Genomic DNA, 10,982 nt, shown 5'->3' with positions numbered 1-10,982 from the left:
GCTCGGAAGCGAGCGGCGTTACGAAGAAAGTTCGAATGACGATGGAAAAGATCCCAATGACGGCGCAGGGGTATGCGTCGTTGGAAACCGAGCTGAAGCGCCGCACGTCGGAGGATCGTCCGAAAATCATTCAGGACATCGCCGAGGCGCGTGCGCACGGCGATCTCTCCGAAAATGCTGAATACCATGCGGCCAAGGAAGCCCAGAGCCACAACGAAGGCCGCATCACCGAGCTCGAGGACATGCTCTCGCGCGCCGAGGTGATCGACGTCAAGAAGCTGTCGGGCTCGACCGTGAAATTCGGCGCCTTCGTCACCCTGGTCGACGAGGACACCGAGCAGGAGAAGAAGTACCAGATCGTCGGCGACGTCGAGGCGGACGTGAAGGCCGGACGAATCTCGATTTCTTCGCCCATCGCGCGCGCTCTGATCGGCAAGACCGTCGGCGACTCCGTCGAAGTGACCGCCCCCGGCGGCGCTCGCGCCTACGAGATCACCGAGGTCCGGTTCAACTGAACCGCCACCGGCTCGCTGCGCCCTTGCATACGAGGACCTTGCGAACGGACCCCCTCCGGCGGCCCGGTCCGTCGCGCTGCTCGCGGGCGACCGCCCCGTGAGCAGCCGTCCCGAGGCGCGATAGGACCCGCCTCTTCGGCTCGGCCGGCCGCGAGCGCCGGCCGCCGCATCCTCCCGAGCCCCTTCCCCGCCGATCCAGGGCGCCGCCCCGGCAGCGGCTGTCCCGCGCGGCATACGACCGGGACCTCCAACGGGGGCGGCGGACGTTTCGGGGGCCCGAAACGGCCCGCGACGGGATGACGGTCTTGGAGACCGGGCTCCTCCGCCCCATCTGAGTGGCGCTACACACCTCTTCTGACGGCGAGTTCGTGGCACCGCTGCCTTCGGCGCGGGCATGCCCCCGCGATGCACGCGGCGCGTGCGAGGCCATTAACGCGACGGCCAAAACCGTGTAGAGACCCAACGACACGGGCACCCCTTGCGGGTCCGCCCCCGCCTTTCCAACAGCGCGCAGGATATCGCCACCGCATGGCACGGCAGTTCATCTACCATATGCAGGGCTTGTCGAAGGCCTACGGAAACAAGAAGGTCCTCGACAACATCCACCTCCAGTTCTACCCGGACGCGAAGATCGGCGTGCTCGGCCCCAACGGCTCGGGCAAGTCGACGCTGCTCAAGATCATGGCCGGGGTCGACAAGGAGTTTACGGGCGAAGCCTGGGTCGCCGACGGCGCCAAGGTCGGCTACCTGCCGCAGGAGCCCCAGCTCGACGAGACGAAGTCCGTGCGCGAGAACGTCATGGAGGGCGTCGCCGGGAAGAAGGCCAAGCTCGACCGCTACAACGAGCTCGCCATGGAGTATTCCGAGGAGACGGCCGACGAGATGGCCGCGCTCCAGGACGAGATCGACAGCCAGAACCTCTGGGACCTCGACAGCCAGATCGACCAGGCGATGGACGCGCTGCGCTGCCCCCCCGACGACGCCGACGTCGCGACCCTCTCCGGCGGTGAGAAGCGCCGCGTGGCGCTGTGCCGTCTGCTGCTGGCCCAGCCCGAGCTCATCCTGCTCGACGAGCCGACCAACCACCTCGACGCCGAGACGGTCGCCTGGCTCGAGAACCACCTGCGCGAGTACCCGGGCGCGATCCTGATCGTCACCCACGACCGCTACTTCCTCGACAACGTGACGGGCTGGATCCTCGAGCTCGACCGCGGCCGCGGCATCCCCTACGAGGGCAACTACACCGCTTACCTCGAGAAGAAGGTGAAGCGGATGGACCAGGAGAAGCGCGAATCGTCCGCCGAGAAGCGGGCGCTGGAGCGCGAGCGCGAGTGGATCCAGTCGTCCCCGAAGGCGCGGCAGACCAAGTCGAAGGCCCGTATCCAGGCCTATGACGAGCTGCTCAAGCGCAACGAGGCGCGCACCCAGTCCTCCGACGCGCAGATCATCATCCCGGCCGGCCCGCGTCTCGGCGGCAACGTCATCGACGTGAAGGGGCTGAAGAAGTCCTACGGTGACCGCGTGTTGATCGACGACCTCGACTTCTCGCTGCCGCCGGGTGGTATCGTCGGCATCATCGGCGCGAACGGCGCCGGCAAGTCGACCCTCTTCCGCATGATCACCGGCCAGGAGGAGCCCGACACCGGCTCGATCGAGGTCGGCGAGACGGTCAAGCTCGGCTACGTTGACCAGTCGCGCGACGACCTCGACGGCAAGAAGACCGTCTGGGAGGAGATCTCGGGCGGCAACGACGTCATCACGCTCGGCAAGCGCGAGATGCAGAGCCGCGCCTACGTCGGCGCCTTCAACTTCAAGGGCGGCGACCAGCAGCAGAAGGTCGGCAACCTCTCGGGCGGCCAGCGCAACCGCGTCCACCTCGCGAAGATGCTGAAGTCCGGCGCCAACGTCATCCTGCTCGACGAGCCGACCAACGACCTCGACACCGAGACGCTGGCCGCGCTCGAGGATGCGCTGGAGGATTTCGCCGGCTGCGCCGTGGTCATCAGCCACGATCGCTTCTTCCTGGACCGCCTGGCGACGCACATCCTGGCCTTCGAGGGCGACAGCCACGTCGAATGGTTCGAGGGCAACTTCGCCGACTACGAAGAGGACAAGAAGCGCCGCCTCGGCCCGGACGCGATCGTCCCGCGCCGCGTCAAGTACAAGCGCCTGACGCGCTGACGACGCTCCGGCCGCTCCCGCGGCCGACAAAATACCTAGGGGTGCAAAATATCAATATTGCATCCCTAGGGTGTATTGCGTTACGTTGCTCGCCACAGCGACAGGATGGATCGTATGTGGCGAATTCTCTGTCTGCCGATGGCCGCGACCCTCGGGCTCTCGGGTTGCTTCGACCAAGGCTCGACCCTCGACGCGAGCGACGGTGCCAGCTTCAGGAACAGCGTCGCGCAGATGCGCGGTGAGCTGTCGCCCCTGCGTGCCGAAGCGTTCGGCGACGCCCTCTTCACCCTCTCCTTTCAGGACAGCGGCACGTTCCCCGCGGCCGAGCGGGACGCCAGCCTCTCCGCCCTCGCCCGTGACCCCGACGCCCTCGTCGCCAAGTTGCGCCGCCGGGTGGACGGGCTGACGGCGGACGAGATCATCTCCGCCGCGCGGACCTACAAGCTGACGTCGATCGAGGGCGAGCTGACGCGCCTCAACGGCGAGATCGAGCGGTGGGCCGGCTACGCCGTCGCCGCCAACATGCTGCTGCGCACCATCGCCATCAGCACCCCCCGCTACTACTGGCGCGACAACGGGCTGAAGGAGCGGGCGGTGATCGAGTTCACCATCGTCAACAACAGCCCGATCGCGCTGAAGCGGATCAACCTCCTGGGCAATCTCCAGTCGCCGGGACGGGAGATCCCCTGGGCCCACGGCACCTTCAGCTACACCTTCCCGGGCGGCCTGGAGCCCGGCGAGTCCCAGCAGCTGAAGCTCCTCGCCAACACCTTCGGCGCCTGGTCGCAGGACGCCCTGCGCGACGCGACGGACGCCGAGCTCGACCTCACCCTCGTCAACGTCCGCGACTCCCACGACACCCCGCTGATTCCGACGGAAGTGGAGCGCCTCGACGAAATGCGCGGCCTCATCGGCAACCTGAAGGCCGAACGCGAGGCGATCCTGACCGCCATGCACTGAACAAGCCTCCCACCGGCCGCCGGCTGGCGAGGCCAACCCGCCAGAGACCGTACGGCGGGAACGGGAGGCTACGGCTGGACAAAGCGGGAGGCCGCCGGGCCGGGCTGACAGCCCCTCGGGCGAGTAGTCCGGTGGGCCGGTGGGCCGGTGGGCCGGTGGGCCGGTGGGCCGGTGGGCCGGTGGGCCGGTGGGCCGGTGGGCCGGTGGGCCGGTGGGCCGGTGGGCCGGTGGGCCGGTGGGCCGGTGGGCCGGTGGGCCGGTGGGCCGGTGGGCCGGGAGAAATGATCCGCCCCCGAGGTGAGCAGTCAACAGGCGCCGGGCGCACAGTCAGCGTCGACGATCGATCGTCGACGGCAGCCGAGGCGGCGGGTATTGGGCCGGTGCATTGGGCCGGTGCATTGGGCCGGCGCTCGGCATGGGCCTCGCTCGCCCGCTGCAGGGGCGAGCCCGGGAGGATCCCTCGAAGGTCAGTCGTCGTCCTGGTCGTCGGCGGAGCAGCGGCGGATCTTCAGGCCCGAGGGCAGGACCGTCTTGGAATCGCCGCAGGCAAGGGAGAGGTCCTCCTGCGACAGCCCCTTCACGTCCGTGAGGTCCGCGCCGGAGAAGTTCGTGCGGCGCAGGAGCGCATCGTCGAGGTTGGCGCCGACGAGGCGGGCGCCGGAGAGGTTGGTGCTGCTGAACCGCGCCGACTTGAGGTGCGCCCCGCTGAGGTCGGCCCCCGACAGGTCCGCCCGGTCGAGGTCCACGTAGTCCATCCGCGCGTCACGGAACACCACGCCCCGGGCGATGATGCGCTCCATGTCCGCCCGCTCGAGATGACCGTCGGTGAAGTTGGCGCCCGCCAGGATCGCGCGGCGGAAGGTGGCGCCGCGCATGTCCGCGTCGACGAAGCGGGCGCCGGTGCCGTCCACCTCCTCGAGGTCGGCGTCGCGCAGGTCCGCCTCGGAAAAGTTCGCGCCGGCGACCTTCGACTTTTCCATGTCGATGTCACGCATCGAGGCTTCGGTGAAGTTGGCGTCGGTGACGTCCGCCTTCTCCATCTCGGTCCGCTCCATCGAGACGTCGCGGAAGTCGGCGCGCGGGAGAACCACGCCCTTCATGTCCGCTTCGCGGAAGTTGGCGCCACGGAAGTTGGCGTCCGGGACGTCGAGGCCGCGCAAGCTTCCCAGCACCAGGCGGCAGTCCGGACAGCCCTTCGCCTCCACGATCTTCTGCTGCGAGGTGGCCCAGGCGCTGCCCGCCCAGGTCACGAGCAGAAAGACCAAACCCAGTCGACCCATCATCCGTCGCCTCCCTGACTTTATGGACATATCGCGCCATTTCCGCGCGAAACAATGTCATCGGACTGACGGAACGTCCGTATGTGATCTGTCGCACAGCCATTATAGCGCCCACATTGCGTCAGGATGGCGCGCCGCGGTCGCCGGCGATGCCGGCAGCGCGCGGCGGAGCGCCGACCCATGCATGCAGCGTCTATCCAAACCGGGCGGCAAAGTGCGAAGACGGATGGACGACGGACCAGCCGAAAGGACGAGCCGATGGACGATGTGGCCGAAAGCGACACGCTTGGAGCGCTCCTGAGGGAGCGATACGGGTCGGCAGCGACACCGCAGCGGATCGCCGCACTGCCCGACGCGTTGCTGAGCCACCGGTCCGTCCGCTCCTACATCGACAAGCCGCTGCCCGAGGGCACTGTCGAGGCGCTCGTGGCCGCCGCGCAGTCCGCGTCGACATCCTCGAACCTCCAGACCTGGAGCGTCGTCGCCGTCGAGGACCAGGAGAGGCGCAACGCCCTCTCTGCCTACGCCGCCAACCAGGCCCACATCCGCGTGGCACCGCTGCAGATGGTCTGGATCGCCGACCTGCGCCGGCTCTACGACGCCGCCGCGCGGCAGGGCGTCACCGCCGAGGGGGTCGACTACTTCGAGATGTTCCTCGTCGCCGCCATCGACGCGGCGCTGGCGGCGCAGAACGCCACGCTGGCGGCCGAATCGCTGGGGCTCGGCATCGTCTACATCGGGGCGATGCGCAACAAGCCGCTGGAGGTCGCCAAGCTCCTCAACCTGCCGCAGCGCACGATGGCGGTGTTCGGAATGTGCGTCGGCTACCCGGACCCGGACCGGCCGGCGTCGGTGAAGCCGCGGATCCGCCAGTCCGGCGTCCTGCACCGCGAGACGTACGACGCCGACGCCGCCCAGCCGGCCGTGGAGGCCTACGACGTGGAGTCGTCGCGCTTCTACAAGGCGCAGGGGATGGAGCGGAACGCCTGGTCCATGCACGCGGGCCGCCGCGTGGCGGGGCCCGCGTCGCTGAGCGGGCGCCACCTCCTGCGCGAGCAGCTCATGCAGCTCGGCTTCCCGCTCAAGTAGCGGGACCGCCCCTCGCCGGAGCGGGAGCCCGCGCCATCTGGTGCGGGGCCGCCGCCGGCGCGCGGGCGAGCTGTTCGCCCGGGCATGTCGGCGCCTCGTCCGATCGCCAGAAGCGCGAGTCCCAGCCGGTTCCGACCATGCGCTGGTAGAGCCCGACGGACGGGAAGCCCTGATCCTCGGCGATATACATGTCGTAGCAGTTGGCGGACCGCTGCCAGACGCGGAAGCATCCCGTGTCGATCGGCACCGGGTAGGCGAAGCAGATGAATTCGCCCTTCAGCTCGTACTGCCCGTCCGTGGCCTCGTCCTGGTCACGGTAGAAGGTGGTCATGTCGGCCTTCAGCTCCTCGCTGAACGCTTCCCCGTCGGAGTAGACCCCTTCGATGGTGCTGCCCACGAAGCGCTGGCGCAGGTCCTCGGCGTCGAGGCTGCGCCAGAGCGAGGGCTTGTCGTCGGCATGTGCGACCGAGATCGCGAGGATGCACGAGACGAAGACCGCGAGGCCCAGGCAGAGGGCCAGCGCAAGTCGGAGCGCGCGCTTGGCGAGCGGCGGACTGGTCGGGCGGTCGGCGGCCGCGGAAACACTGCGGCCCGGAGCAACGCGACGCGCCCCTTTGGCGTGACGACCGGCGTATGTGATGGCGAGCCCCCCGGGCATGATTGCACCCGCCCTGCTACAACAGCGCCGGAGCCAAGGGCAAGCAACCCAAGGGATCCCCTCCTCCCCGCCGCCCCCCCCGCCACGGGACGCGATCCGGGCCGTCCGGCGCGAGAACCGACGCATCTTCGCACTTCAAGTCCGCGTGAAGCACCGCGGTCCCGCGGTTCCGCGAGGGGGATGCCCGCGCAGGGATCCGCGACGTCGCGCCACGCCCGACCGTGTCGCAGCGGGCGGCGCCGGAAACGAAAAGGCCGGCCCAGGGACTGGACCGGCCTCGACCGTCTCGCGATGGGTGCCGGGCCGCTAGTAGAGCCCGCCGGTGCCCGACAGGACCGCGCGCTCCGACTCCCGGGTGATGCGGCGCCGCGAGGGCTGGTTGTCGTTGAGGCCGATGATCGAGAAGGTGTCGCCGGGCGCGGTGCCGGGCTTGAACGCCTCGAGGATCACGTTCGGGCCGGACCCGGAGGTCTGGCGGCCGCTGACGCGGTCGACCGGGATCAGCTTGATGCCCTCGGGGACGCGGAAGTCCACGACCGGGGTCCCGTCGACGGCGTGCTGCATGAAGTCGAGGAAGATCGGCGCGGCCATGTGGCCGCCGGTGGCGCCGCGGCCCATCGGCTTGGGCTCGTCGTAGCCGATGAAGACGCCGGCCACGAGGTCCGGCGTGAAGCCGACGAACCAGGCGTCCTTCTCCTCGTTGGTGGTGCCGGTCTTGCCGGCGACCGGACGGCCGAGCGCCTGGATGCGGGTGGCCGTGCCGCGCTGGACGACGCCTTCCATGATCGAGGTGATCTGGTAGGCGGTCATCGGGTCGAGGACGTACTCGCGCTCGTCGATCACCTCGGGGGCCGGCTGGTCGCGCCAGGCCAGCGCGTTGCACTCGTCGCAGCGGCGCTGGTCGTGCTTGAAGACGGTGCGACCGTGCCGGTCCTGGATACGGTCGATCAGCGTCGGCTGGATCCGCTGCCCGCCGTTGGCGATGATCGAGTAGGCGCCGACGAGGCGCATCACGGTCGTCTCGCCCGCGCCGAGCGCCATCGGCAGGTACTTGCCGAGGTCGTCGTAGATGCCGAAGCGCTCGGCATACTCGGCGACGAGGGGCATGCCCATGTCCTTGGCGAGACGCACCGTCATGAGGTTGCGCGAACGCTCGACGCCCGAGCGCAGCGTCGACGGACCGGCGGACTTGCCGCCGTAGTTCTTCGGCCGCCACACCTCGCGGCCGACGACGATCTCGATCGGCGCGTCGAGGATGATGGACGATGGCGTGTAGCCGTTGTCCAGCGCCGCCGCGTAGACGAACGGCTTGAAGGACGAGCCCGGCTGGCGCAGCGCCTGGGTGGCGCGGTTGAACTCGGAGTAGGAGTAGGAGAAGCCGCCGACGAGCGCCTTCACGCGGCCGGTGTGCGGGTCCATGGCGAGGAGCGCGCCCTGGATCGCCGGCACCTGCCGCAAGGTCCACGTGCCGTCGACCTTCTCGACGTAGATGGCGTCGCCCCGCTTCAGGACGTTGGACAACCGCCCTGTGCTGCCGCCGGCCCTCACGCGGCTCCACGGCACGCCGGACGTCGTCAGCGACACCTGCTCGCGCTCGGTGGTCAGCGAGCCCCAGACGTCGCGCGGCGGCTGCAGGCCGAGGATCGCCTCGTTGCCGCTGACGCTCAGCACGACGGCGACCTTCCACTCGGGAACGTCGTAGAGCCCGTCGACAGTGCCGATCTTCGGCCCCCAGTCCTCGCCGGGCTCGAGCTCGAGCGTCTTGATCGGGCCGCGCCAGGAGCCGCGCTCCTTGTCGATCTTGAGGAGGCCGGACATCAGCGCGTTGCGCGCCATCACCTGCATCTGCGGGTCGAGCGAGGTGCGGACCGACAGGCCGCCCTCGTAGAGGGTCTTGCTGCCGTACATGGCGACCAGCTCGCGGCGGACCTCCTCGGCGAAGTACTCCGAGCCCGGCAGGGTGCGCTGGCGCTCACGCGGCACGACGCGCAGCGGCTCGGCCTTCGCCTTGCGGACCTCCTCCGGGCTGGCGGCGCCGTCCAGCATCATGCGGTCGAGCACCCAGTTGCGACGCTCGATGGCGCGGTCGGCGTGGCGGAACGGGTGGTAGTTGTTCGGCGCCTTGGGGAGCGCGGCGAGGTAGGCCGTCTCGGCCAGCGTCAGCTCGTGGACGGACTTGTCGAAATAGACCAGCGAGGCGGCGGCGACGCCGTAGGCGCCGAGGCCGAGATAGATCTCGTTGAGGTAGCGTTCGAGGATCTCGTCCTTGGAGAACGCCGCCTCGATGCGCAGCGACAGGATCGCCTCCTTCACCTTGCGCTCGTAGGACACCTCGTTGGTCAGGAGGAAGTTCTTGGCGACCTGCTGGGTGATGGTCGACGCACCGACGGGGCGCGAGTCGGTGCCGCGATTGCGCAGGTTCGTGACGAGGGCGCGGAAGATCGCCTGCGGGTCGACGCCGGCGTGCTCGTAGAACGAGGAGTCCTCGGCGGACAGGAAGGCGTTGCGGATGCGGACGGGGATCGCCTGGATGGGCAGGAAGAGGCGGCGTTTTTCGGCGTATTCGGCGACCAGCGAACCATCGTCCGCGTGGATGCGGGTCATGACTTCCGGCTCGTAGTTGCGCAGCACGTTCACGCTGGGGAGCGTGTCGGAGATCTGGGCGATATAGATGCCGACACCCGCAGCCGCGAGCAGCCCGAGCACGGAGCCGAGCGAGAACAGGAAGCCAACGAAGCTAACGAAAAACCTAAACACAGTGACGCGCCTCCGGAACATGGGCCTCGCAGCGCGGCACAATACAGCCGCCGCGGTCTCGTGTCGCCACGATTGCGACGAAGAAATTGGCGTGCACGAGGTGGCGAGGTCCCTGCCGCTATCGCCTACCCCAGCGCAGGCTGGAATCACAAGCGCTTCAATGTGAAAGCGCGGAAATGCATGAGTGGCGAAAGGATACTGACGCTAAAATTGCAACAGTTTTGTTCATCAACTGTTGCCGTGTCTTCCTACTGCACGCGGTCGCGTGTCGTCCCCTGCGCCAGCCACTCCGCGCCGATGGGCGGATCGAGGTCGAAGAAGTCGGCGACCGCGGCGGCAACTGATGCGGCGATCTCCTCCTGCCAGTCGTCGCTGAGGAGGCGCTCGGCGTCGCTCTCGTTGGTGAGATAGCCGAGCTCGAACAGCACCGAGGGGATGTCGTGCGCCATCAGGACGCGAAAGCGGGCGGAGCGGTGGGGGTTGGAGTTCATGTCCATCGTCGCCGAGAGTGCGCCGATGAGTCGCTCCGCAAAGGTGTGGGAAAAGGCCTTGGTCTCGCGGCGCAGGAGGTCGGCGAGGATGCCGGACACCTCCTCCTGGTGGTTCGGCTCGATCGCGCCCGAGACGGAATCGGCGAGGTTCTCGCGCGCGGCGAGCTCGGCGGCCTGCGCGTCGGACGGCCGCTCGGAGAGGGTGTAGACGGTCGCGCCGTGGACGTAGTCCTGCGGCGCGGCGTCGGCGTGCAGCGAGATGAAGAGGTCGGCCCCGAAGGCGCGCGCCAGCTTGATGCGCCGCGACAGCGACAGGAACGTGTCGTCCGACCGGGTGAGCCGCACCGTGAGGCCCGGGATGGTGGAGAGCCGCGTCTCGAGGCGCCTGGCGAAGGCGAGGACGAGGTCCTTCTCGAACTCGCCGCCGGCGGTGGAGGCGCCGGGGTCGATCCCGCCGTGGCCGGGGTCGATCACCACGACGCGCCCGTCGGGGTGCGGGACGGCCTGGTGCGGCGCCTCGCTGGCGTCGGCGCTGGCGGTCACGGCGGCGTAGCCGAAGCGGGTCGCGTCCACCGGCTCGATGTCGAACACCAGCCGCCCCGGCTGACCGCCGATCGCCGGCAGGTAGACGTGGCGCACGAGGAGGGCAGGCTCGGCGAGGTCGAAGACGATCCGCCCGGCGTCGCCCGAGAGGGCGCCAAAGCGGAAGGCGGTGATAACCCCCTGCCCCGGCGGCGGCTCGGGCACCTCGAAGTCGATCTCGTCGAAGTCGACGACGAGGCGGGGCGGCCCGTCGACCACGAAGGCCCGGTAGTGCGGCTCGCCGGAGACGGAGACGATAAACCGCGTGGCGCCGGGGAACTGCTGGACATCCATCGCGCTGGCGAGGATCGCGGCGTGCGCCTTCGGGGCGATCGCGAGGGCCGCCGCGGCGAGGAGCGCCAGCGTCCCGAGGACGACGCCGGTGCCGAGGAGGACGCGGTTGACGCCGCGCACGGCCCGGCGGCGCATCCGGTCGGCGGTCCGGCCCATAAGGTTCCGTGCCGGTGCG

General features: G+C 69.1%; 8 protein-coding genes. 4 read left to right on the top strand and 4 right to left on the bottom strand.

Features of this window, described 5'->3' with window-relative positions:
• The first annotated feature begins 41 nt into the window (after nt 1–41).
• The 3 genes from greA (at nt 42) to DLJ53_RS26570 (ending at nt 3,656) form a co-directional block, all read left to right on the top strand.
• Entirely contained in the window at nt 42–515 is a 474-nt protein-coding gene (gene greA / locus DLJ53_RS26580) for a transcription elongation factor GreA (protein WP_111351370.1), read from the top strand.
• A gap of 528 nt (nt 516–1,043) precedes the next feature.
• On the top strand, nt 1,044–2,696 hold the full coding sequence (gene ettA, locus DLJ53_RS26575) for an energy-dependent translational throttle protein EttA (protein WP_111351069.1): 1,653 nt from the start codon (nt 1,044–1,046) through the stop codon (nt 2,694–2,696).
• A 114-nt stretch (nt 2,697–2,810) separates the two neighbouring features.
• Nucleotides 2,811–3,656 carry a DUF6694 family lipoprotein gene (locus tag DLJ53_RS26570; RefSeq protein ID WP_146620100.1) on the top strand — a complete coding sequence of 282 codons (846 nt, stop codon included), beginning with the start codon at nt 2,811–2,813 and terminating at the stop codon, nt 3,654–3,656.
• A gap of 467 nt (nt 3,657–4,123) precedes the next feature.
• Here the strand turns inward: DLJ53_RS26570 and DLJ53_RS26565 are convergent, their stop codons facing one another.
• Entirely contained in the window at nt 4,124–4,939 is an 816-nt protein-coding gene (locus tag DLJ53_RS26565) for a pentapeptide repeat-containing protein (protein WP_162409567.1), read from the bottom strand.
• 255 nt (nt 4,940–5,194) lie between these two features.
• Between DLJ53_RS26565 and DLJ53_RS26560 the strand changes: the two genes are divergently transcribed.
• Nucleotides 5,195–6,025 carry a nitroreductase family protein gene (locus DLJ53_RS26560; protein WP_111351064.1) on the top strand — a complete coding sequence of 277 codons (831 nt, stop codon included), beginning with the start codon at nt 5,195–5,197 and terminating at the stop codon, nt 6,023–6,025.
• On the opposite strand, the gene DLJ53_RS26555 is transcribed toward DLJ53_RS26560, so the two are convergent.
• The 3 genes from DLJ53_RS26555 to DLJ53_RS26545 form a co-directional block, all read right to left on the bottom strand.
• Nucleotides 6,018–6,683: a hypothetical protein gene (locus DLJ53_RS26555; protein WP_111351062.1), complete on the bottom strand. Its 666-nt coding sequence runs from the start codon at nt 6,681–6,683 to the stop codon at nt 6,018–6,020. The genes DLJ53_RS26560 and DLJ53_RS26555 overlap by 8 nt on opposite strands.
• A gap of 306 nt (nt 6,684–6,989) precedes the next feature.
• Entirely contained in the window at nt 6,990–9,440 is a 2,451-nt protein-coding gene (locus DLJ53_RS26550) for a penicillin-binding protein 1A (protein WP_244935169.1), read from the bottom strand.
• 248 nt (nt 9,441–9,688) lie between these two features.
• Nucleotides 9,689–10,963, bottom strand: coding sequence for an N-acetylmuramoyl-L-alanine amidase (locus DLJ53_RS26545; RefSeq protein ID WP_146620099.1), 1,275 nt, complete (start codon nt 10,961–10,963; stop codon nt 9,689–9,691).
• Nucleotides 10,964–10,982: the final 19 nt, after the last annotated feature.

The organism is Acuticoccus sediminis, assembly GCF_003258595.1.
GTDB classification, from domain to species: Bacteria; Pseudomonadota; Alphaproteobacteria; order Rhizobiales; family Amorphaceae; genus Acuticoccus; species Acuticoccus sediminis.
The sequence above is the reverse complement of the archived record's forward strand: the minus strand, read 5'-3'. Positions and strand labels throughout refer to the sequence as shown.

Coding starts and splice junctions, on each gene's coding strand:
- DLJ53_RS26545 (WP_146620099.1), bottom strand. CDS start 10,963: ATGGGCCGGACCGCCGACCGGATGCGCCGCCGGGCCGTGCGCGGCGTC.
- DLJ53_RS26570 (WP_146620100.1), top strand. CDS start 2,811: ATGTGGCGAATTCTCTGTCTGCCGATGGCCGCGACCCTCGGGCTCTCG.
- DLJ53_RS26555 (WP_111351062.1), bottom strand. CDS start 6,683: ATGCCCGGGGGGCTCGCCATCACATACGCCGGTCGTCACGCCAAAGGG.
- ettA (WP_111351069.1), top strand. CDS start 1,044: ATGGCACGGCAGTTCATCTACCATATGCAGGGCTTGTCGAAGGCCTAC.
- greA (WP_111351370.1), top strand. CDS start 42: ATGGAAAAGATCCCAATGACGGCGCAGGGGTATGCGTCGTTGGAAACC.
- DLJ53_RS26565 (WP_162409567.1), bottom strand. CDS start 4,939: ATGATGGGTCGACTGGGTTTGGTCTTTCTGCTCGTGACCTGGGCGGGC.
- DLJ53_RS26560 (WP_111351064.1), top strand. CDS start 5,195: ATGGACGATGTGGCCGAAAGCGACACGCTTGGAGCGCTCCTGAGGGAG.